The 23177-nt window shown below is 62.2% G+C and carries 17 protein-coding genes and 6 tRNA genes; 2 read left to right on the top strand and 21 right to left on the bottom strand.

Translation table 11 applies throughout. The features are described 5' to 3' along the window. Positions 1-25: 25 nt before the first annotated feature. The 10 genes from P3T43_RS00585 to gltX form a co-directional block, all read right to left on the bottom strand. A complete protein-coding gene (locus P3T43_RS00585; protein ID WP_429279086.1) occupies positions 26-1798 on the bottom strand; it encodes an NAD-dependent malic enzyme in 1773 nt (590 codons plus the stop codon). A 272-nt stretch (positions 1799-2070) separates the two neighbouring features. Beyond that, the gene (locus P3T43_RS00580) at positions 2071-3159 is read right to left on the bottom strand and encodes a diguanylate cyclase (RefSeq protein ID WP_429279085.1); all 1089 of its coding nucleotides are present in this window, start codon (positions 3157-3159) and stop codon (positions 2071-2073) included. A 22-nt stretch (positions 3160-3181) separates the two neighbouring features. Beyond that, positions 3182-4108, bottom strand: coding sequence for a hypothetical protein (locus tag P3T43_RS00575; protein WP_429279084.1), 927 nt, complete (start codon positions 4106-4108; stop codon positions 3182-3184). Positions 4109-4355: 247 nt separating this feature from the next. Next, positions 4356-5051 carry a hypothetical protein gene (locus P3T43_RS00570; RefSeq protein WP_429279083.1) on the bottom strand — a complete coding sequence of 232 codons (696 nt, stop codon included), beginning with the start codon at positions 5049-5051 and terminating at the stop codon, positions 4356-4358. A gap of 260 nt (positions 5052-5311) precedes the next feature. Then, positions 5312-5388 (bottom strand) — tRNA-Asp (locus P3T43_RS00565). A gap of 87 nt (positions 5389-5475) precedes the next feature. Then, positions 5476-5551, bottom strand: a tRNA-Glu gene (locus P3T43_RS00560). 61 nt (positions 5552-5612) lie between these two features. Then, a tRNA-Asp gene (locus P3T43_RS00555) sits at positions 5613-5689 on the bottom strand. A gap of 91 nt (positions 5690-5780) precedes the next feature. Continuing rightward, positions 5781-5856, bottom strand: a tRNA-Glu gene (locus tag P3T43_RS00550). Between the two features lie 154 nt (positions 5857-6010). After that, positions 6011-6086 (bottom strand) — tRNA-Ala (locus P3T43_RS00545). A 110-nt stretch (positions 6087-6196) separates the two neighbouring features. After that, positions 6197-7606 (bottom strand): glutamate--tRNA ligase, encoded by a 1410-nt coding sequence (gene gltX, locus P3T43_RS00540; RefSeq protein ID WP_429279082.1) that lies wholly within the window; start codon positions 7604-7606, stop codon positions 6197-6199. A 285-nt stretch (positions 7607-7891) separates the two neighbouring features. On the opposite strand from gltX, the gene P3T43_RS00535 reads away from it, so the two are divergent. Beyond that, positions 7892-8974: a patatin-like phospholipase family protein gene (locus tag P3T43_RS00535; RefSeq protein WP_429279081.1), complete on the top strand. Its 1083-nt coding sequence runs from the start codon at positions 7892-7894 to the stop codon at positions 8972-8974. 89 nt (positions 8975-9063) lie between these two features. Here P3T43_RS00535 and P3T43_RS00530 read toward each other — a convergent pair whose 3' ends face one another. The 5 genes from P3T43_RS00530 to P3T43_RS00510 all read right to left on the bottom strand — a co-directional run bounded on the left by P3T43_RS00530 (position 9064) and on the right by P3T43_RS00510 (position 15639). Then, positions 9064-9738: a C40 family peptidase gene (locus P3T43_RS00530; RefSeq protein ID WP_429279080.1), complete on the bottom strand. Its 675-nt coding sequence runs from the start codon at positions 9736-9738 to the stop codon at positions 9064-9066. 128 nt (positions 9739-9866) lie between these two features. Continuing rightward, positions 9867-11489, bottom strand: coding sequence for an ABC transporter ATP-binding protein (locus P3T43_RS00525; protein ID WP_429279079.1), 1623 nt, complete (start codon positions 11487-11489; stop codon positions 9867-9869). Then, a complete protein-coding gene (locus tag P3T43_RS00520) occupies positions 11486-12592 on the bottom strand; it encodes an ABC transporter permease (RefSeq protein WP_429279078.1) in 1107 nt (368 codons plus the stop codon). The genes P3T43_RS00525 and P3T43_RS00520 overlap by 4 nt, the downstream gene beginning before the upstream one ends. Position 12593: 1 nt before the next feature. Then, positions 12594-13631, bottom strand: a complete 1038-nt coding sequence (locus tag P3T43_RS00515) for a microcin C ABC transporter permease YejB (protein WP_429279077.1) — start codon at positions 13629-13631, stop codon at positions 12594-12596. Between the two features lie 73 nt (positions 13632-13704). Beyond that, complete coding sequence (locus tag P3T43_RS00510; protein WP_429279076.1) at positions 13705-15639, bottom strand: extracellular solute-binding protein; 1935 nt, start codon at positions 15637-15639, stop codon at positions 13705-13707. 112 nt (positions 15640-15751) lie between these two features. On the opposite strand from P3T43_RS00510, the gene fabI reads away from it, so the two are divergent. Continuing rightward, positions 15752-16543: an enoyl-ACP reductase FabI gene (gene fabI, locus P3T43_RS00505; protein ID WP_429279075.1), complete on the top strand. Its 792-nt coding sequence runs from the start codon at positions 15752-15754 to the stop codon at positions 16541-16543. Between the two features lie 195 nt (positions 16544-16738). Here the strand turns inward: fabI and P3T43_RS00500 are convergent, their stop codons facing one another. From P3T43_RS00500 to P3T43_RS00475, 6 genes are all read right to left on the bottom strand, one after another. Next, positions 16739-17080: a hypothetical protein gene (locus P3T43_RS00500; protein ID WP_429279074.1), complete on the bottom strand. Its 342-nt coding sequence runs from the start codon at positions 17078-17080 to the stop codon at positions 16739-16741. A gap of 427 nt (positions 17081-17507) precedes the next feature. Further along, positions 17508-17601: transfer RNA gene (locus P3T43_RS00495), tRNA-Ser, on the bottom strand. A 226-nt stretch (positions 17602-17827) separates the two neighbouring features. After that, entirely contained in the window at positions 17828-19078 is a 1251-nt protein-coding gene (locus P3T43_RS00490; protein ID WP_429279073.1) for an aspartate kinase, read from the bottom strand. Between the two features lie 433 nt (positions 19079-19511). Continuing rightward, positions 19512-20954: a tRNA lysidine(34) synthetase TilS gene (gene tilS / locus P3T43_RS00485; RefSeq protein ID WP_429279072.1), complete on the bottom strand. Its 1443-nt coding sequence runs from the start codon at positions 20952-20954 to the stop codon at positions 19512-19514. A 44-nt stretch (positions 20955-20998) separates the two neighbouring features. Further along, the gene (locus tag P3T43_RS00480; protein ID WP_429279071.1) at positions 20999-21970 is read right to left on the bottom strand and encodes an acetyl-CoA carboxylase carboxyltransferase subunit alpha; all 972 of its coding nucleotides are present in this window, start codon (positions 21968-21970) and stop codon (positions 20999-21001) included. A 151-nt stretch (positions 21971-22121) separates the two neighbouring features. Then, the gene (locus tag P3T43_RS00475; RefSeq protein ID WP_429279070.1) at positions 22122-23147 is read right to left on the bottom strand and encodes a DNA-3-methyladenine glycosylase family protein; all 1026 of its coding nucleotides are present in this window, start codon (positions 23145-23147) and stop codon (positions 22122-22124) included. Positions 23148-23177 lie beyond the last annotated feature (30 nt).

Here is a 23177-nt window from a genome sequence, read left to right as displayed (position 1 = left end):
CCCGTGCGCGGGCCCACCTGATCGGTCAGCTTGAGCCGGTCGTGCCTCCAGGCTGCTGCATCGGCTCCCGTGCTGCAGCCTGGCCCGCGCCACCCTTGACCCGCTGATAGGACACGTAGTGCGGCGTCCAGACCTTGCTGCGAATCAGACCTTCGATCTGGTCGGTATTCACCCCTTTGGTCAGACCTTCCTTGTGCGCCTGCAGCGCCACCGCGAGGGCCACCGTCACCGACACGTCCCGCAACGAAGTGACCGGCGGCAGCAGATTCCTGGTGGGATCGCTGCGCGCCGGCGACGCCGCCGCGAGCGCTTTCGCGGCCGCCATGAACATCGCGTCGGTGACCCGCGACGCCCTGACTGCGATCGCGCCGAGACCCACGCCTGGGAAAATGTAGGAGTTATTGGTCTGGTCGACCTTGAACTTCGCGCCGTTGCGCTCGAGCGGCGGAAACGGGCTACCCGTGCCGATCACCGCCCTGCCCTCGCTCCACGTTTCCAGGTCGGCCGGCGTGGCTTCAGCGCGCGAGGTGGGATTGGAGAGCGGGAAAATCACCGGACGCGCATTATGGGCGGCCATCTCACGCACCACCGGCTCGGAGAAGGCACCGGCCTGCCCCGACACGCCAATCAGGACCGTGGGTTTCGCATTGCGGACGACGTCGAGCAGCGCGACCCGGTCCGGATGATCGAGCGTCCAGTTGGCGGTGACCGCCTTGTCCTGCAGGAACGGCTGCTGAAACGACGCGATGCCGTCCATGCCGTCCACCAGCAAACCATCGCGGTCGACCATGAAAAAGCGCTTGCCTGCTTCGCTGTCGGCGAGGCCCGCATCGGTCATCGCCTTGCGGATCAGGCTCGCAATCCCGCAGCCGGCCGAACCCGCGCCCATCACGGCAATACGCTGCTCCGTGAGCGGCACGCCCGTGACATTGATCGCCGACAGCAGCGTGCCGGTCGCCACCGCGGCCGTGCCCTGCACATCGTCATTGAAGGTACACAAACGGTCGCGATAGCGTTCAAGCATACGCGTCGCGTTGTTCTTGGCGAAATCCTCCCACTGCAGCAACACGTGCGGCCAACGTTTCGCCACGGCGGTCACGAAGGTTTCGATAAAGGCGTCGTATTCCTCGCCGCGAACCCGCTCATGACGCCAGCCGATATAAAGCGGATCGCTCAGACAATCCGGATTGTCGGTGCCGACGTCGAGCATGATCGGCAGTGTGGTCGCGGGATGCAGGCCGCCGCAGCCCGTGTAGAGCGCCAGCTTGCCGATTGGAATACCCATGCCGCCCGCGCCCTGATCGCCCAGCCCGAGGATGCGCTCGCCGTCCGTCACCACGATGGCCTCCACCTTGTCGAAGCACGGGTGCGCGAGGATCGCCTCAATGCGGTTCTCGTGCGGCAGGCTCAGAAACAGACCACGCGGCTTGCGAAACAGGCGGCTGAACTGCTGGCAGCCGGCACCCACCGTCGGCGTATAGACCACCGGCAGCAACTCCTCGAGATTCTGTACGAGCAAGGCGAAGAACAGCGTCTCGTTGGTGTCCTGCAGATCGCGCAGAAAAGCGTAGCGTTCGAGATCCGTCGCAAAGCTGCGCAGCACCTGGAGTCGGCGCGACACCTGTTCCTCGAGCGTGCCGATGTTGGGCGGCAGAAGCCCATGCAGATCGAAGGTGTCGCGCTCCGACTCGGAGAACGCGGTGCCCTTGTTCAGCAGCGGGTCGGCCAGCAATTCGTAACCCGAACGCGCGGTTTCGATGAGCGTTGTGGCCGCCTCGGTCGTCGATATCTTCGACATGGCAAATCTCCTCAAAAGCAATGGGGATCGTCAACGACAGTTCATCTACGGTGCATCCGGGGTTGCATGGTCAACGTGCTGCTGGCCGCGAGGTCGAAAGAGGACCCTTCCGCTTCGAAGCTGAATGACCCTAATCAGTCTAGGCGGCAAAACCGCTGGGAGCGGTCAAATTCATGCGGAAACATTATGTTTCCGCCCGGGCATCGCGCCGCGTGGCGCTATAACGGTACGGACACATTCGTGAGAACAATAATGCTGCGCAGCGAAGCGGCTTACGATTGCTCGACGGGGGTCGAGAACGCGTAGCCGTTCTTGCCGCTACGTTTGACCCGGTACATGGTTTCGTCCGCCGCGGCGAGCAGGCGCCGGTAGTCCCCGACCGGTTGCGGAAAGCAGGCGATTCCAATGCTGGCGCTCACGCAGCCGATCCGCATCTGCTCGCCCGTGTCGGCGACGCAGGCGATCAGACGCGCGGCAATTGCGCTGAGCTCGGCATCGGTGGACGAGCCGCGCACCAGCACGGCGAATTCGTCACCACCGATGCGCGCCACCACGTCCACCTGACGAATCGACTCGCGAAAGCGCCGCGCGACGGCGATCAGAAATTCATCGCCAACGCGGTGACCGAGCGAGTCGTTGACCTGTTTAAAGCCATCCAGATCGATATACAGCACGGCGAGCGTATGCGCGAGCGGATCGCCTCTCGCAACAGGCGGGCTTTGCGCCAGCATTGCAAACAGCTGACGCCGGTTTGGCAGCCCGGTCAGCGGATCGTGCAACGCGGCGAATTCGAAGCGGCGTGAATCGCGCGTCAACTGGCGCGTGCGCTTCGCATACATGCCGAGCGCCGTGACCAGCGCGCTGAAGATGAGCGCCGACAAAACCATCAGCGTCTTCGCGACCTGCCCGATCCGGTTGCGCAGATCGGCACTGACGAGATCGCGTCGCCCTCGCCAATAGGCCGATTCCGAGCGCAGCAACGCGTCGGTTTCCTCGAAACTGACGTCGGGAGACAGGGTCCGCTGAGGAATATGCGGCGTGCCTGCCGGATCCTCGTTCACCAGCGCGGCGACGGACGCGAGGCGTGCCGCAAGACTGGCGCGGGCATTCCGGTAATCCTGCGGCTCTGCCTCGCTATCTCCGGTGAGCGGCTGGTGGGCGCTCGCCAGATCGCGGGCGCTTTCCGCACGACCGATCGCGTCGAGCACCAGCCCCGTATATTCCTGCTTCAACTGGTCCGAGAAGATTGCCTTGATCTGCAACGCGAGGACCAGCAATCCGGCGAGCAGACATAACAGTCCGGCACCAGCCAGCGCGGCCGGTCCCCAGCCGAAACGCACCGTGAAGGCCGGTTTGCGCACGGCCTGTGCCGGACGCTGCCGTTCAGGAGTGGTCGTAGAGATCTCGCTGGCTGCCGTTGCCACGCTGCCCGTAGTTCGCGCGATGAAACAACGATTCCATGCGCGCGAGCAGGCCGTTGTCCGGCTTCGTGCGCGGTGTCGGGCGATGGCGAACCGGCTTCATGCCGCAACTCGGGGTAGCGCATTTTCCGGGATTCGAACGGGGCGCGAACGAGTCCGATGCGACAGCCTCGATTGGCGCGGGCTGTGCACTGGACGCCGATGTGGTCAGATCGGCAGCGGCGAGCGTCGTTGCAGGTGCAAGCGGCGGCGAGGCTGGCGCCACATGGCCGGTCCATGCGGTCTGCTGTTCTCGCAAGGTGGCGGTGTTCGCCGGGACCGCCTGGGGTTCAGGCACGACGGCGGCTGCGTCGAGTGAGGGAGTTTGTTGGTCCGAGGTAACGGCTTCACCGGACGAGAGCGTCTGTTGTTGCGGTACGGCCAGTGCGTTGAGCGAGGCGCCCTGTTGGTCCGACACGACCGCTTTGCCCGACGAAAGCGTTGGTTGCTGTGACACGACCGGCGCGTTGATTGAGGCGCTCTGCTGATCCGGCACCACCGCCGCGTTGATTGACGCACTCTGTGGGGCTGGCACAAGCGCTGCATTGATCGAGGCGCTCCGTTGGTCCGGCACGATCGCTGCGCCTGACAAGCGTGTCTGTTGCCGCGGCACGGCCGCTACGCCGGACGAAAGCGTCTGTTGCGCCACGGTCATGGCTTTTACATAGGCACGTTGATCCTGGTCGAACCAGACGCCATACGCGAGCGTCGCCATGACGCCGACAGTCAGCGCACTCGCCGAAGCGATCCAGAGCGCCAGACGACCAAACCGCGCAGGCGGCAAGGCAGACGCAGGATAAGCCTCGTCCTCGAAGTCCTGACTGAAACTCCGACCTGGGAGGTTGTCCACGGAGCGCTCCGCAGGATCATCCGCCCCCGGTTCCGGTGGTCCGGCATGCTTGGCCATGGCAATATTCTCCGAACCCGTCTATGACATCACGACAGATTGCGTTTTGACAATTGCGCAACATCCGTACTGTAGCCTCTCCGCGCGTGAAATTCATCCACGAGCAGCGATGACCAGGTGATTGTGTGTGCAGCAGCAGATAGCGTGCCCACGGGGGCCAGCCGAACCAGGTCCACCCAACGCACAGGAGTTATTGCGTTTCGCGCTTCCGGCAGAGCATGACGCGGCGGGAATTGCACCACCGCGGCAAATAAGGCCAAGGTTGATTCACCGATTTTTCAATCTCAAAACGCTCGGCAAGCGCGCGGTGAAAAGTCTTGAATCTGAAACGCACGCCGTGGGTGGCGCGGGATAACCTGGCCACTCGCCCCGAATCGCTCACGCCCTGTTCTGTGGTAGGGCTCGATGCCGCCGCGCGCTTGCGCGAGACGGTCGGTCGCCCATATCCAACGGGGACTCGCACAATCAAATGCCCGCGCGGCTTCAATAGCCGGTTCGCTTCGTCGAAAAGATCGTGGATTTCAGCTTCGGTGAGGTGGTCGCAGGTGTCGATAACCGTCAAGGTATCCAGCGAGTGCTCCGCGAGCACCTGACTGGAGCGCACATACCGGCGCCCCGCAAACTCCGGCGATCCGTACAACTCGCCGCCGAAAGCGCGCAGATCCGGCCGCCGTTGCGGGGAATCGTCTACATAGCCGAGGTTTTGACCGCAGCCCACCATCAAGGCGTCGTGGCAGTCGAGATAGCTGGTGATCCTGAGCGCGAAATCGATTCGCCGGCAGGCGTAGGCATCGACGCCCAACCAGTGACGCAGGGTTTGCGGATCGATGGATACCGACTCGGCCAGATCGACCGCGACAGGTCCTGCCATTTCATCCTTAAGCATGGTGTGCGCTTCCGACATATCTCACGCCCTCGTTGCGACCTTGCGTCCATACTCGTTCGGTTGCTCTGCTATTGCAACCGCGAACACCAGGCAGTAACCGTCAAGACGCAGACGCATCTCGACGCAACGGCAATCGCTTCCTGGCTCAGCGGGGATGAGTAAAAGTGTCGTGCGAACGAAAGGAAATAACCCAGTCGCGTTTACGGCCAGAAAAACAAAAAGCCGTTGAATCCACGTGGATTCAACGGCTGATTTGTATCTGGCGGAGCGGACGGGACTCGAACCCGCGACCCCCGGCGTGACAGGCCGGTATTCTAACCAACTGAACTACCGCTCCAGATTTTTTGCACCACCAGCTTACGAGCGTTGGTTACTCTCGCAAACCGCACCGCCTCATACTGCTTAAGAAGCGATGCCGATGTGTTGGCGTCCCCTAGGGGATTCGAACCCCTGTACTCACCGTGAAAGGGTGATGTCCTAGGCCTCTAGACGAAGGGGACAACGTACGGCTTACACCTTTAATGAAAAAGCCCGTTCAAGTTCATCTGAACGGGCTTTGTCTGGCGGAGTGGACGGGACTCGAACCCGCGACCCCCGGCGTGACAGGCCGGTATTCTAACCGACTGAACTACCACTCCAGTCTTTGCACCCTGGCTTGCGAGCGTCGGTTATTTCTCTGCAAGCTGCACCGCTTTACTTTCTCTCGAACACTAAAGCGACGCTGATGTTTGGCGTCCCCTAGGGGATTCGAACCCCTGTACTCACCGTGAAAGGGTGATGTCCTAGGCCTCTAGACGAAGGGGACATAATCTTTTCAGATCTGTCTTTATCTTGCTGCTAAGTGACGTTAAATTCGTTTCGTCAGCAGCGAAGACCAATATTCTAACTACATTGTTACTGCTTGTGAAGTCTTTTTTGCTACAAGATCCAGACATCGGAAAGACTTCGTTCTGCTCTGATGGTGGAGGTAAGCGGGATCGAACCGCTGACCTCTTGCATGCCATGCAAGCGCTCTCCCAGCTGAGCTATACCCCCCTTGCAGAACAGAAACGAGATTTTAGAGAGCAAATCTCGCTTTGTAAATACCCTTTGAGTGATTACATGCGACTTTTTTTAAGAGCCGCAGGCAATCCCTCTCCGACGCCTCAGACAAGCGCTGTTTTGAGGCGACTCACCACCACGTCGCGACCGAACAGCATCAACACCGCGTCGATCGACGGCGTGTGCGTCGTGCCCGCCACCAGCAGACGCACCGGCATCGCGAGTTGCGGCATCTTCAGCTTGTGCGCGCCAAGCGTGGCCTTGAAGGCAGCCGAGATGCTTTCCTTGTTCCACTCCGCGCTGCTCAATGCGGCCGCGAGGTCGGCGATGGCCGGGCGCACGGCATCGGTCACATGCTGCGCGAGCGCTTCCGCTTCGGGCGCCGGCATGCGATAGAACATCGCGGCGTTCTCCGCGATCTCCTTGACCGTCGAAGCGCGATCCTTCAGGAGCCCCACTACAGCAACCAGATCCGCACCCTGCGCGAGCGCAGCCTCCTCGATGCCCAGCTCGGCGAAGAACGGTCGTGCGAGCTCAGCCAGACGTGCGTTATCCGCTTCCTTGATGTAGTGCGCGTTGAGCCACGTGAGCTTGTCATGATCGTACTGAGCCGGCGACTTGCCGAGATGCTCGAGGTCGAACCATTCCACAAACTGGTCGCGCGAGAAAATCTCCGCGTCGCCGTGCGACCAGCCCAGACGCGCAAGGTAGTTGAGCACCGCTTCCGGCAGAAAACCCACATCACGATAGCCCGTCACGCTCATCGCGCCATGACGCTTGCTCATCTTCTCGCCCTGCTCGTTGAGCACCGTCGGCAAGTGCCCGTACACCGGCGGTTCGCCCCCCAGCGCGCGCAGGATATTGATCTGGCGCGGCGTGTTGTTGACGTGATCGTCACCGCGGATCACGTGGGTAATCTGCATATCGAGATCGTCGACCACGACGCAGAAGTTGTAGGTCGGCGTGCCGTCCGGACGCGCAATCACGAGGTCGTCCAGCTCTTCGTTCGAGATTTCGATACGGCCCTTCACGGCGTCGTCCCACGCCACCACACCGGTGAGCGGATTGCGAAAGCGCAGCACGGGTTCCACGCCCGCGGGCGGCGTCGGCAGCACCTTGCCGGGCTCCGGGCGCCATGTACCGTCGTAACGCGGCTTTTCGCCTGCTTCACGTTGACGTTCGCGCAGCGCGTCGAGTTCTTCGGTCGACATGTAGCACGGATACACCAGCCCCTGCTCCTGCATCTGCGCGAGCACTTCGCGGTAACGGTCCATACGCTGCATCTGGTAGAACGGGCCTTCGTCGTAATCGAGACCTAGCCACGCCATGCCTTCCAGAATCGCGTCGACCGATTGCGAGGTCGAGCGCTCCACGTCGGTGTCCTCGATCCGCAGCACGAAAGTGCCCTTCATCTTGCGCGCGAAGGCCCACGGATATAGCGCAGAACGGATGTTGCCGAGATGGATGAAGCCAGTAGGGCTCGGTGCGAAACGGGTGCGAACGGAGGTGGTCATAAACGGTTACTCGGAAGACAGGCGCCGGCGCACGGCGATGAAACGCCAGCAAGCGCGGCAGCGGAACGCGTCCATGCGGCAGCAGGTGCCCGACATGGAGGCGAATGGAGAATGCGAGGGTGGAATTATACCTGCCGAAGGCCGCTTGCCTGGCTGCACGCCCCGGCTCTTCAACGTCTCGCCGAGACGCTGTGCGCGGTGCCGCCACGGACTGCGGCGAGCCTTCAAGATGCATCTGTAACGTTTCCTCACTCGCACCACGCCGCGCACGGCCTTTGATTTATCATGTGCGCGCACCGCCAGTGCGCTTTGCCGCGGCGCGACAAGATCGCCGCCGGCCATCCTGTTCGCTTGCTCGCGGCCGCCCGGTCACCTTCGCAGGAACCCGCGCCGTTGTTGGAGAAATTGTTGACACACCCCACCTCACGCCTGAGCCGCCGCGCCTTCTCGCTGGCTGCAGCCTCCGCCGTTCTCACCGCCTGCACGACCACCGGCAGCCAGTCGGACACCGCCTCACGGCCGGCCAGCACGGCGACCACCACGCCACCGGTCGTGCCGCCGCTGGACAAACCGCAGCGTCCAATTCGCGTGGGTCTCGCGCTGGGCGGCGGCGCGGCGCGCGGCTTCGCGCATATCGGCGTGATCAAGGCGCTCGAGGCACGCAACATCCAGGTCGATCTGGTGGCCGGCACCAGCGCGGGTTCCGTGGTCGCCGCGCTCTATGCCTCGGGGATGAATGGTTTTGCGCTCAACAAGCTGGCGCTCAGCATGGACGAAGCGTCGATCAGCGACTGGGCCATGCCGTTCCGCACGCGCGGCTTCCTGCAAGGCGTCGCGCTGCAGAACTACCTGAATACGACGCTGAATAATCGCCCGATCGAAAAAATGGCCAAGCCGCTTGGCGTGGTCGCCACCGATCTGAATACCGGCCAGCCGATCCTGTTCCAGCGCGGCAACACGGGCGTCGCCGTGCGCGCTTCGTGCAGCGTGCCGTCGATTTTCGAGCCGGTGAAGATTGGCGGCCACGAGTACGTGGACGGCGGTCTGGTGAGCCCCGTGCCGGCGTCATTCGCCCGCAAGATGGGCGCGGATTTCGTGATTGCGGTCGATATCTCGCAGCGTCCGGAAGCCGGTCTCACGTCGAGTTCGTTCGACGTGCTGCTGCAAACCTTCACCATCATGGGCCAGACCATCAAGGCCTATGAGCTGGACAAATACGCGGACGTGGTGATCCGGCCGAATCTGGCGGCCATGAGCGGCAGCGACTTCTCCCAGCGCAACGCGGCGATTCTCGCCGGCGAGGAAGCGGCGGCGAAGATCATGCCGGAGTTGCAACGCAAGCTGGCCGCGAGTCGCGTCGCGGTGTAACCCGGCCCCACTGGAGCCATTCAAAGCCCCAGGACAAAAAAAAGCCTGCTTCGCGTGAAGCAGGCTTTTTACAGGCCAAACCTTGAAGCTTAGTTGTTGCCTGCGCCTATCGCAGCATTGACACGCTGCTTCAGATCCTCGGAGCCCTGATAGGACGTTTCGATCCGGCGTGCACCAGTGAAGCGCTTTTCCCAGTAGCCGTCATCCAGGTCGTCGACGCGGATCGTGCTGCCGGTAGACGGCGAATGCACGAACTTGTTGTCGCCAATATAGATGCCAACGTGCGAGAAGGTGCGGCGCATGGTGTTGAAGAACACCAGGTCGCCCGGCTTCAGGTTGCTCATGCTGACCTTTTCGCCGACCCGGCTCATTTCTTCAGCACGACGCGGCAGCGCCATGCCGAGCGTGTCCTGGAAGACGTAACGGACGAAGCCGCTGCAATCGAGGCCCGAGTCCGGCGTGTTGCCGCCCCAGCGGTAGCGCACGCCAATCATGTTGAGTGCGCCAACCACCACGTCGCCCGCTTTACCGGCCATGCCGGACAAAAACGAACGCGCGCTGCCGCCGGTATCGGCCGCAGCGCTGGAATTTTGCGAAGTGGAGATGGACAACGGATTCGACCCGTCCTGGGTCGAAAATGAAGCATTCTGATTCAAACTGCTTACTTCGTCGGCGAACGCGCCGGGAGCTGCTGCCATCAGTACGCCAATGAACATCCCGGCGACGACGCGCGTGCAAGCCTGGGTTAAGTTTCGGTGCTGCATTGGTCGGTAGTTTTTGCCTAAAAATCAGTGGGATACGAAAAAAAGTTTGGTCGATACTAGCTAGTAAGTATTCGTGTGTCAAAACAAATAGAAAAATACAATCGGGACACGCACCCAATTGGTGAAAATCAGTCCGTGAGGGCAGCTTTCAGAAGCTTCCGGGTGTAAGGATGGGCCGGCGTCGCAAAAATCTGCTCCACTTCACCGGTCTCCACTATCGAACCGTTCTGCATGACCGCGACCCGGTGTGCCATGGCCCCGATTACTGCAAGGTCATGACTGATGAAAACGAAGCCGAGGTTGTATTTGTGTTGCAACCCGGCGAGCAGTTTGAGCACCTGCTGCTGGATCGACACGTCGAGCGCGCTGGTCGGCTCGTCGAGGATCAGGATGCGCGGCTCCAGGACCAGGGCGCGCGCAATCGCGATCCGCTGTCGCTGCCCGCCGGAAAACTCGTGCGGATAGCGGTACAGCACCGTACGGTCGAGCCCCACTTCGCGCAGCACCGAGATCACCTTGTCGCGCCGGGCTTCGGCGTCCAGTTGCGGGCGATGCAGCGCAAGCCCCTCGCCGACGATCCGCTCGATGGTCTGGCGCGGCGACAACGAACTAAACGGGTCCTGAAAGACCACCTGCATGTTCGAGCGCAATACCGTCTGTTCGCGGCCCCGATAGCTCGCAAGCGCCCTGCCCTGAAATTCGATCTCGCCGCGTGCCGTGCGCTGCAGGCCGAGCAGCGCCATCGCGAGCGTCGATTTCCCCGAGCCCGATTCGCCGACAATGCCGAGCGTCTCGCCCTGCCGCACCGACACGCTCGCGTCGGCGACCGCGCGAAAACGTCCCGAGCGAAACCAGCCGCCGAAGCCCGGCAATTTCGTTTTGAATTCGACCGAGACATCGCGCGCTTCGAGCAGCACCGGTGAGATCGGCAAGACCGGCACCACCGTGCGCTCCGGCCGACTTTGCAGCAACCGTTGCGTGTAGGGATGCTGCGGCGACGTGAAGACCTGCTCGACCGGTCCACTCTCGACCAGTACACCGCGCTCCATCACGGCGATGCGTTGCGCGAAGTGACGCACGAGGTTCAGGTCGTGCGTAATCAGCAGCACGGCCATACCGCGCTTTTCCGCTTCGTCGCGCTGCAATTCGAGCAGCAGCTCGACGATCTGCGCGCGGATCGTCACATCGAGCGCGGTGGTCGGTTCGTCGGCGAGCAGCAGACGCGGCCGGCAGGCGAGCGCCATGGCGATCATCGCGCGTTGCCGTTGACCGCCGGAGAGCTGATGCGGGTAGCTGTTGACGCGCTTGCCCGGCTCCGTGATACCCGTGCGCGCCAGCAGTGCGACGGCGCGCTTGCGCGCTTCCTTGGCCGGCACGCCGTCGTGCACCACGATCGTTTCGGCGATCTGCTCACCCACGGTATAGAGCGGATTGAGCGCCGTCATCGGCTCCTGGAAGATCATTGCGATGGCCGACCCGCGCAGACCGCGCATCTCGCGTTCGCTCTTCGTCAGTAGGTCCTCGCCGTTGAAGCGGATCGCCCCGCTCACCTGGGCGTCGCCCAGCAACCGCAAGATCGACAGTGCGGTCACGCTCTTACCCGAACCCGATTCGCCCACCAGCGCCACCCGTTCGCCCCGTTCAATCGCGAGCGTGACGTCTTTCACCGCGACCGTTTCGCCGAACGTGACGCGCAGATGATCGAGTTCCAGCAGCGGTCCCGCCGCCGCGTGTTGTGCCTGCTCGCTCATTGATTGCCTCCGGCGCGCATGGCATCGGAGATGCGGGTGTCGAGCGCGTTGCGCAGCGCGTCGCCCATGAAAGTCAGCAGCAGCAGCAAGGACACCAGCACGCCGAAGGTAAAGAGCGAGATCCACCACGCGTCGAGATTGTCCTTGCCCTGGGCGAGCAGTTCGCCCAGGCTCGGGGTCGGCGATGGCACGCCGAGACCGAGAAAATCGAGGCTCGTCAGCGAGAGAATCGCCCCGCTCATGCGAAACGGCAGGAACGTGATGACCGGCGTCAGACTGTTCGGCAGCACGTGCCGCCACATGATCTGCCAGTTCGACAGACCCATGGCGCGCGCCGCCCGCACATAGTCCTGGGTACGATTTCGCAAAAACTCCGCGCGCACATAATCCGACAAGCCAATCCAGCCAAACAGCGAGAGCAGCACGATCAGAAGGATGAAGCCCGGTTCGAAGATCGACGCGAAGATGATCAGCAGATACAGCTCCGGCATCGCACTCCAGATTTCGATCAGGCGCTGGCCGATGATGTCGGTCTTGCCGCCGAAGAAACCTTGCACCGCGCCCGCAACAATACCCAGTACCGTGCCGATCAACGTCAGCACCAGCGCGAATTCGACCGACACGCGAAAGCCGTACACGAGCCGCGCAAACAGGTCCCGGCCGCGGTCGTCGGTGCCGAGCCAGTTGGCCCGCGAAGGCGGTGCGGGATTGGGCACTTTCGAGAAATAGTTGAGCGTGTCGTAGTAGTACGGATTGGGCGGATAGAGCGCGAAGTTGCCCGGCTTGCTGAAGCGCTCGCGCACGTATGGATCGAGGTAATCCGCCGGGGTCGGAAAATCGCCGCCGAAGGTGATCTCCGAATAGGTCTTGAACAACGGGAAATACAGTTGCCCGTCGTAGCGGACCACCACCGGCTTGTCGTTCGACCAGAGGGGCGCCGCCACGCTCGCGGCAAACGCAACGACGAACACGATCAGACTCCAGTAGCCAATGCGCTGTTTGCGAAAGCGCTGCCAGACGCGGCGTGCAGGCGACGGCGACACAAAGGCGCGGACGGGCTCGGGGCGCGGCGCCAGATCGGCTCGGGTGCGGGCTCGACTCAAGTCAGCGCTCCAGTTGTTCGAATTGAATACGGGGGTCGACCCAGACGTAGCAAAGGTCGGAGATCAGCTTGGTGACGAGGCCGATCAGCGTGAACAGATACAGCGTGCCGAGCACTACCGGATAATCGCGTTGCACGACCGACTGATACGACAGCAAGCCGAGGCCATCGAGCGAGAACAATGTCTCGATCAGCAGACTGCCGGTAAAGAACGCGCCGATAAACGCGCCCGGAAAACCGACGATCAATGGCAGCGAGGCATTGCGGAACACGTGCTTCCACAGCACGCGCCGCTCGGACAGTCCCTTGGCGCGCGCCGTCAGCACGTATTGCTTGCGGATCTCATCGAGGAAGGCATTCTTCGTCAGCATCGTGATGACCGCGAAGCTGCCCACGACCGAGGCGACGATCGGCAACGTGATGTGCCAAAGGTAGTCGAGGATCTTGCCGCCAAGACTCAACTGAGCCCAGTTATCCGACGTGAGACCGCGCAGGGGAAACAGTTGCAGGAACGAACCGCCGCCGAACAGCACGAGCAGCAGCACACCCAGCACGAAGCCAGGAATCGCATAGCCGATCAGCACGATCAGGCTGGTGACGAAATCGAAGTGCGAGCCGTTGCGGATCGCCTTGGCGATGCCGAGCGGCACCGATATCAGATACGTCAGGAAGAAAGTCCACAAGCCGATGCTGATCGACACCGGCAATTTCGACACCACTAGCGACCAGACGCTCTGGTGACGGAAATAGCTCTGCCCCAGATCGAAGGTGGCAAAGCGCTTGAGCATCAGCCCATAGCGTACGAGCGGCGGCTTATCGAAGCCATATAGCGCCTTGAGCTGCGCCATCTGCTGCGCGTCGACGCCGCTATGCGCGCGCAGCCCGAACGGCACGCCGCCCTCGGAACCGCGGCGCAACTCATGGGCCATCTGTTCGACCGGGCCGCCGGGCACGAACTGGATCACGGCAAAGGTCAGCGTCAGCACGCCGAGCACGGTCGGGATCATCAACAGCAGGCGTTTGAGGACGTAGCTCCACATGGCGATGGTTCCGGTGCACGAGTGCAAAACATTGAAATGACGAACCCGGCTGCCGACTTGCAGCAGCACGAGCTCAGGACTTCCCCGCCTGCGGCGTGAACCACCAGCTCGACGGAATCCAGCTGCCCGGGTCATAGTACAGCGGCAAGGTTTTGGGCCATTCCATGCCGCGTTTGAACGCCACCCGCCACACCGAGCTATACCACTGCGGGACCACATAATAGCCATGCATCAGCACCCGGTCGAGCGCATGGGTCGCGTCGGTGAGTTGCTCGAGCGTCTGCGCCCCGACCAGCGCGTGCAAAATGGCGTCGACGGCCGGCGACTTGAGCCCTCCCAGATTACCTGAACCGGGGATATCGGCCGACTTGCTGCCGAACTGTTCCAGCACGTCGCTGCCCGGCACCTGCGAGTCGGGCATCTTGATGATCGTCGCGTCGAACTCGAACGCATCGAGGCGCTTCTGGTACACCGCGAAATCCGTGGTGCGGTAGTTCACGGTGATGCCGAGCTTCGCGAGGTTGCGCTGGTAAGTGGCTATCACGGGCGGCCACACTGCGGCGCCGGAAGAGTCGTCCAGCATTTCAAACTCGAATGGCTGCCCCTTCGCGTTGCGCAGCGCACCGTCGCGATACACCCAGCCGGCTTCGGCCAGCAGCGCGCGCGCCTGCAACAGGTTCGCGCGCAGCGAGCCGGGTGGGTCGGTATCGGGTTGTACCGGCATCGGACCAAACACCGACGGATCGAGCTGCTGACGCCACGGGTTCAACAATGCCAGTTCGCCCGCGCCCGGTGTGCCGGTTGCCTGCCACTGCGTATTCACGAAGTAGCTGTCGATGCGCTTGTACTGGTTGTAAAACAGTTGCCGGTCAAGCCACTGGAAGTCGAGAGCAAGATCGAGCGCCTTGCGCACGCGCACATCCTGGAAGATCGGCCGGCGCAGGTTCAGCACGAAGCCTTGCATGCCGTTGCCGTTGTGCTGCGGGAATTCGCGCTTGATCAGATCGCCGTTGTCGAACGGTTTGCCCACATCGCGCCGTACCCAGTTACGTGCGACCATTTCCGTCATCGCGTCGTACTCACCCGCCTTGAATGCCTCGCGGCGCGCCGTGTCGTCGGAATACAGCTTGTAGGTGATGCGATCGAAGTTGTTCATGCCGACCCGCACCGGCAATGCCGCGCCCCAGTAGTTCGGATCGCGCCGGTAAGTGATGGTGCGGCCGTTGCTATACCCCTCGATCAGATACGGGCCGCTGCCGATCGGCTTTTCAAACGTGAGCTGGTCGAACGGAATGCGCGTGCCGTCGGGTTTCATGCCCCACTTGTGCGAGAACACGGGGATGCCGCCTGCCAGCAATGGCAACTCGCGATTGTGCTGCCGAAACTCGAAGCGGATGGTCTGTGGATCGACCACGACCGCGCGCGTGATGTCGGCGAAGTACGAGGCATAGGCAGGCGCAGCCTGCGGACTCTTGAGCGTGTCGAAGGAGAACTTGACGTCTGCCGCGGTGACCGGATCGCCGTTCGAAAAATGCGCGTGCGAATTGATGTGGAAGGTCGTGGACAGCCCATCCGGCGCGACGCTGATGTCGTCGGCCAACAGCCCGTACTCGGTCGCGACTTCATCGCCACTCCCGGTTGCGAGACTCTCGAACAGAAAATCCATGCCCGGCGCCGCGTTGCCGCGCAACGTGAACGGATTGAATTTGTCGAAGCTCGTTTGCCGGTTCGGATTGGCCAGAATCAGCGTGCCGCCCTTCGGCGCATCCGGATTGACGTAGTCGAAGTGCTTGAAGTCGGGTGGATACTTCGGATTGCCGTACTGCGCAATCGCGTAGACCGCGTGCGCAGGCTGCGCCGCCAGCAACCCGGCGCCAGCCGCAAAGACCATCACGACCATTGCCGCCAACGAAACCGCCGCTCCCTGGGCACGCAGAGGCGCGATCATTTCCCTCACGGTGCGCAAGCGCGCATGAAGCGCCTGAAGCCGTCGCGAGCCAGTTGTCATAGAGGCCTTGTTGGTCAGTGGGCGGTAGCGATGTGAGAGAATTCTACCCAAATAATCCCGCGCGAACCCGCCCATCTGAGCGCACGGCGCGTCGACTTCGTTAGGAGAATTCATGGGCTTCCTCGCTGGTAGACGAATCTTGCTGACCGGCCTGCTGTCGAGCCGTTCGATTGCCTACGGCATTGCACAGGCTTGCAAGCGCGAAGGCGCTGAACTCGCGTTCACGTATGTCGGCGACCGGTTCAAGGAACGCATCACCGAGTTCGCAACGGAATTCGGCAGCGATCGGGTCTTCCCTTGCGACGTCGCTGACGACGCGCAGATCGAAGCGCTTTTCATCTCGCTGAAGCAACGTTGGGAGAGCCTCGACGGCCTCGTCCATTCGATCGGTTTTGCCCCGCGTGAAGCGATTGCCGGTGACTTCCTCGACGGCGTGACGCGCGAAAACTTCCGCATCGCACACGACATCTCCGCCTACAGTTTCCCCGCGCTCGCCAAGGCCGCGCTGCCGATGCTGTCCAACGACGCCGCCTTGCTGACACTGAGCTATCTTGGCGCCGAACGCGCCATTCCGAACTACAACATGATGGGCCTCGCCAAAGCATCGCTCGAAGCCAGCGTGCGCTATCTGGCCGTTTCGCTCGGCGCGAGAGGTGTGCGCGTCAATGGCATCTCAGCGGGTCCGATCAAGACGTTGGCGGCAAGCGGCATCAAGGGCTTCGGCAAGATTCTCGATTTCGTCGAAGACAACGCGCCGCTCAAACGCAATGTGACGATTGAACAGGTCGGCAATTCGGCGGCGTTCCTGCTGTCGGATCTCGCGGCTGGCGTGACGGCGGAGATTCTGCATGTCGACAGCGGCTTTAACGCGGTAGTCGGCGGCATGGCCGCGGTCGCGGAGTGATGTGAGGTACACACGGATTGCATGACGGCGCGACGATTCGATAGCGGCGTGTCGTGCGAAGCGCCCCAAATGCTCGTCCGACTTCGAGGTTCTGGCACATCCGTCGCCCTGCAATAAAAAAACCGCCTGTACAGGCGGTTTTTTTGTTTTGGCAACGTTCGGCGCGAAAGGCGCTACGAGTCTGCGCTACGCGGCTCAATAGCGGTGATCGTGATAACCGCCACCGCCGTGGTAGTAGCCACCACCATGATAACCGCCGCCGTGATAATGATTCCAGTCGTCACGCGCCCAGTAACGATGGCCGTCCCAGTAGCGGTCGCCATGCCAGCCGATGACGATGGCCGGGCCGCCGTAGTACACAGGAGCCGGTTGATAGACGACAGGCGGAGGCGGCGGTGCGTAGACAGGCGCCGGAGCGACATACACCGGCGCCGGAATACCGATATTGACACCCACGCTCACGCCGGCCATTGCTACACCCGACGCACCCAGCGCAACAACCCCGATGAGAAGCGGAACAAGACGAGCGGACTTCATGGAATTCACCTTTTAACAAGTGTGTGTTTGTTGGCTGGAATATAGCGCAAGGTGAAGGCTCGCGTATTTCAAACTTGTAAGAACTGATGCATAACGTCGCACTCTGAAGCGCTACGTTACGTCTGGTTACAACGGACGAAGTTTCGGTGAAAAGCTGCCCCGCCGGTAACACAATCGGGGCGAATCTACGCACCGGCGCGCCGCCGTCCCATGTCTGGACGGACTTCCCGTAGGCACTGAATTCCGTGATGGCCAGGTGCGACTCCATCGGCTTCGACTTATTAATTCGGCATCCGAAGCATCTTCGTTCGTGTGTCTGCGAAAACGCTTCATGCACATTGCAACTCTGCCCACCGGAACCGAAAACGACCCCGGAAAAAACAAAACCCCAAGAGACCGCGATCTCTTGGGGTTCCGCCGCCATTTCTGGCGGAGACGGAGGGATTCGAACCCTCGATCCAGGTTTTGGCCCAGATGCTCCCTTAGCAGGGGAGTGCCTTCGACCTCTCGGCCACGTCTCCCAAACTTTCGGTCGCGCAGGGAGTCAGCGCGACGAAGCCAAGATAATAGCGGCCCGAACCGCGAAGGTCAATGTCTGCGGCACATTTTTTGTGCCAGATTCGTCATCGACGACGCAATTCGCTCAACCAGGCCGCGACGAACGCACATCGACCGCACATTAACCGCAACAACGGCGAACGGGGCGCTCGCATTCATTGCGCGGCGCGCCCCGTTTTTAAAGGCACATTACGCCTGATCGAGTTCGAACGCCTTGTGAAGCGCACGCACGGCGAGTTCCATGTACTTCTCGTCGATCAATACCGAGATCTTGATTTCGGACGTGGAGATCATCTGGATGTTGATGCCCTCTTCCGACAGCGTGCGGAACATGGTGCTCGCGATACCCACATGCGAGCGCATGCCGACGCCGACCACCGAAACCTTCGATACCTTCGGATCGCCCAACACCTGCTCGGCCTTCACATGGTCCTTCACCTGGCCCGAGAGGATTTCCATGGCGCGCTGATAGTCGCCGCGGCCCACCGTGAACGTGAAGGCCGTCTTGCCTTCGACGCTCTGGTTCTGGATGATCATGTCGACGTCGATATTCGCGTCCGCCACCGGTCCGAGGATCTGGTAGGCGATGCCCGGCTTGTCGGGTACACCCATCACGGCGATACGTGCTTCGTCGCGCTGAAACGCGATGCCCGAGATGACTGCTTTTTCCATGGTCTCGTCTTCTTCAAAAGTAATCAGGGTGCCTGAGGTCATTTCTGCTTCGAGCGGGATCAGCGGATCGGTCAGGCTCGACAGGACACGCGTCTTCACCTGATATTTGCCGGCGAATTCCACCGAGCGGATCTGCAATACCTTCGACCCCAGGCTGGCCATTTCCAGCATTTCTTCGAACGTCACGCGGTCGAGCCGGCGCGCACCGTCGACCACACGCGGGTCGGTCGTGTAGACGCCGTCCACATCCGTATAGATCAGGCACTCGTCCGCTTTCAGCGCGGCCGCTACGGCCACTGCCGACGTGTCCGAACCGCCGCGGCCGAGCGTCGTGATATGGCCGTCCGGGTCGATACCCTGGAAGCCGGTAATCACCACCACCTTGCCCGCGTCGAGATCGCGCAACACGCGCTCGCCGTCGATTTCGCTGATACGCGCCTTGGTGAACGCGCTGTCGGTTTTGACCGGCACTTGCCAGCCGGCGTAGCTGACCGCATCTACGCCTGCGTCCTGCAGGGCGATGGCCAGCAGTCCCGAGCTGACCTGCTCGCCGGTGGCGGCGATCATGTCGAGTTCGCGTGGGCTCGGCTGGGCCGAAATGTCTTTTGCGAGGCCGAGCAAGCGGTTCGTTTCGCCGGACATCGCCGAAGGCACGACGACCATCTTGTGACCGGCCTTGTGCCATTTCGCGACGCGCTTCGCGACGTTCTTGATGCGCTCGACTGAGCCCATCGAAGTACCGCCGTATTTATGTACGATGAGTGCCATTGTCGTTCTGAACTGGAGAAGTAACCGCGCTGCCGCGCTGGAGACGACCGCACCAAGGCACAAGAGCTCAACGTTTCAGGAACGACGGCGAAGTGTGAAGGATAACGGCGTAGATGCAGCGCACGTGCAGCACGCGCGGATTTGCCCGCGAGGAATCGCCAAAGGCCGCTGGCTGGCGGCTCCCCGGTGGCTTTTGGTCGCCGGGAAACACAGGAAACGGCCGGAAAACAGCAAAAGCGCGTCGAAATGACGGCCATAGCGGCTTCGGGCAAACAAGGTAACGTACCCGATCAGGCGAAAAAAGACAAGCCACAATCCCGGCAATGAGTATTGCAAAGGCTTATGAGTAAAGGCGTTGCGCCATTTTTTAGCGTGCTTGAGGCCTGGCCTCGCACGGCGTGTCGAGGCTTCTCCGCAGTGCCCGACCGGTCGGTCAGGCGATCAGCAGATCTTCGCGCCAGTCAATCCGGATGTAGGCTGCGCCGGCCTCGCGAGCGTCGTCCTGGGTAGGCCAGGCCGCGAAGTTCACGCCAAGCAGTGGCACGAACAGCAGCATCTCGCCCGCAAATAGCAAGGGCACGTCCCGCTTCCATGCCGGTACGCCCTGCTCCTGGAACAGGTTCTTGAGTGTGCGGCCGGGACCGTGCGCGCTGCTGCGCATACGCTCACCACCGCTGCGCGAGCGCGCGGCAAGCGGCGCCGCACGCAAAAGCGCGGCAGGCACGGCGTTGCGATCGTCCGCGTGCGCCTCGGTAAACACGAAGGTGCCGCGCCATTGCGGCAGGCGCCAGATCGATTCGCCCTGCCAGGCAAGCTCGCTGACGTCGTGCGCAACGAGCGCCGTCTCGTCAGCGGGTTCCGCGCTGTCACCGGCTTCCCAATAGATCTGCCCGCGATAGCTGCGTAGCGCCTGGCCCGCATGATCGATACGCAGGCCGTGGTCCTCGCCCACCTCACGCAATTGCCGCAAGGCATCGGCAAGACGTGCGGCCGATGCGGCCGGCAAGCCGAGCGAGCGCATCCAGAAACGCAGCAGGTTCGACGCGCGTTCGTCGGCGAGCGCGAGCAATGCGTCGCGTGAAAGCGCGCGGCCGGCGTCGACCGCGGCCGCTTGCAGGTCCACGCGCGCCAGCTCGTCAAGCAGGCGTTGTGAAGACGCGGCATGGGCCGCCGTGCGCGACAAGGCGTCGCGAAAGCCCGGAAAATGGACCGCCAACGCAGGCAGCACGTCATGGCGCAACGCATTGCGCGCATAGCGGGTATCCGCATTCGATTCGTCGTCGACCCACGCCAGCTCGCGCCCCGCCGCGTACTGCTCGAGTTGCGCGCGCAAGAGATGCAGCAATGGCCGCACGCGAGTCACGGCGGCGCCTGCCGGCAAATACTCGGAAGCCATGGCGGCGAGCCCGGCCAGCCCGGCTCCGCGCAGCAATTGCAGCAGGACGGTTTCAGCCTGATCGTCGGCATGCTGGGCGAGCCACAGCGTCGTCACGCCGTGTTGGACGCACAGCGTGTCGAGCGCCCGATAACGCGCATCGCGCGCGGCGGCCTCGATGCTCACGCCCACCTCGCACATCACTTCGACACGCTGCGCCGCGAACGCGATGCCACGCTCGCGTGCAAACGCCTCGCAATGCGCGAGCCATTGGTCGGCGTGTGGACTGAGACCGTGATGAACATGCAGCGCGATGCAACGCGACGGCCCCGCGACCCGCGCCGCGGCGTCGAGCAAGACGCTGGAGTCGATGCCCCCGCTGAACGCCACCGCAAAGCGTGCGTCTGCCGCATACTCCGATGCTGCCGGTCGCGCAGAAAGCGCCACGCCGAGCGCATCGAGAACGAGGCGGTCGGCGGGAGAGTCAGCGGTGTGGGTCACGGCGACGAGGCGCGCAGCGCCCTGGAGTGTGAAGACGAGCCGGCTTATGCGCCCGGCGTCGTTTCCTTGAACTTGCCGTACGCCATCAACCGTTCGAAACGGCGTTGACGCAGGTCCGGAACGCTCATGCCCTGGAACTGACGCAGCGAATCGGCCAAGGCACGGCGCAACATGGCGGCCATGCCCTTCGGATCGCGATGCGCGCCGCCGAGCGGCTCGTTGACGATCTTGTCGATCAGGCCAAGCGCTTTCAGACGATGCGCGGTCAGGCCCAGTGCTTCAGCCGCTTCCGGCGCCTTCGCAGGGCTCTTCCACAAGATCGCCGCGCAGCCTTCCGGTGAAATCACCGAATAGGTCGAGAACTGCAACATCGATACGCTGTCGCCCACGGCGATGGCCAGCGCGCCACCCGAACCGCCTTCGCCGATGATCGTGGCGATGATCGGCGTTTTCAGTTCGGCCATCACATACAGATTGCGGCCAATGGCTTCCGACTGGCCGCGCTCTTCCGCACCGATGCCAGGATACGCACCCGGCGTGTCGATGAAGGTGAACAGCGGCAGGCCGAACTTCTCGGCGAGTCGCATCAATCGTTCGGCCTTGCGATAGCCTTCCGGACGCGGCATGCCGAAGTTGCGCAGCGAGCGCTCCTTGGTGTCGCGCCCCTTCTGGTGGCCGATCACCATGCACGCCTGACCATTGAAACGCGCGAAGCCGCCGACGATCGCCAGGTCGTCCGCGAACGCGCGGTCGCCGTGCAGTTCGTGGAAATCGGTGAACAGTTCGCTCACATAGTCGAACGTGTATGGACGCTGCGGATGACGGGCAATCTGCGAAACCTGCCACGGCGACAGATTCGCATACAGATCTTTGGTGAGTTGCTGACTCTTCTTGGACAGCCGTTCGATTTCTTCCGAGATATCGACGGCCGAATCGTCCTGCACGAAGCGCAATTCTTCGATCTTCGCTTCGAGTTCCGCGATTGGCTGCTCGAAATCCAGAAAAGTGGTCTTCATTGGTTTTAATCCTTGGACTTACCAGGCAGCGCGTATTCTAACCGCGACCGCCGCTGTCAAAACTACCTCAAAACTATCGATTCAGTAAAATTGATAGTATGGAGGCAGCATCACATCTCATCGCATTATCGGCTCAGCTCACTGGCTCAACTCAATAGTCGACCGGCAACGGATCCAGACTACGCCACATGTACCAGGTCGCGACGGTTCGCCACGGCTCCCAGTTGGCAGCCACTTCGCGTGCTTCGCTGCGCGTGACCGGCTCGCCGCTGAAATAATTGACGCTGATCGCGCGGATCAGGCCGAGATCGTCGAGCGGCAGGACGTCCGGGCGCGACAGATTGAAGATCAGAAACATCTCCGCGGTCCAGCGGCCAATGCCGCGGATCTGCGTGAGCTCGGCAATCACTGCCTCGTCTTCCATCGAGGTCCATTTGCCCACATGCAAGGCGCCGGAGACGAAATGCTCCGCCAGATCGAGAATGTATTCCGCCTTGCGCCGGGACAGGCCGCAGCCCATCAGTTTGTCCTGACCGAGCTTGATGAACTGTTGCGGCACAAGCTTCGGACACGCGTTTTCCACGCGCTGCCACGCGGCCTGTGCCGAGGCCACCGAGACCTGCTGCCCCACCACGGAACGCGCGAGCGTGACGAACGGATCGCCGCGACTCATCAGGTGCACCGGACCGAATTTCGGAATCAGTTTCTTGAGGATGCGATCGCGCTTGACGAGGTCGGCGCAGGCCTTGTCCCAGTACGCAGGACGCATGACTTCCGGCGTGAGGCCCGCCACCTGCACCGGTGCGGCGACATCCGCGTCGTCCAGCACACGCGTTTTGCGCACGACTTCGCCTTCGTGCAATTCGTCGCGCGTGAGTTCCTGCGCGTCGTCGACGAGTTCAGCCGGCACGGCGCCGTTGCCGCCATGATTTTTCGCACGCGACGGGCGCGTGGCTTTAAGCTCTTTCGCGAGCTTCGGCGCATGTGCGGAAGCGCCGTTGAGCGCGCGCTTCACGGGCGTTTTTGATGCGGTGCTGCCGGTCTTGCCGGCGACCTTTGCCGTTGACGGCGATGCTTTCGCCGCGCTGCCGCTGCGCGGGCGCGTCGACTTCACTGCGGCCGCCGCGCCTGTTTGAGACGCGGCCCGGTTAGCCAGCGTCTTCGTGGCCGATGCCATCCTGCCTCCTGCCTGGCGAGTCGATCAAAG

It is taken from the genome of Paraburkholderia sp. GAS41, assembly GCF_050436545.1.
Lineage (GTDB): Bacteria > Pseudomonadota > Gammaproteobacteria > Burkholderiales > Burkholderiaceae > Paraburkholderia.
The sequence above is the reverse complement of the archived record's forward strand: the minus strand, read 5'-3'. Positions and strand labels throughout refer to the sequence as shown.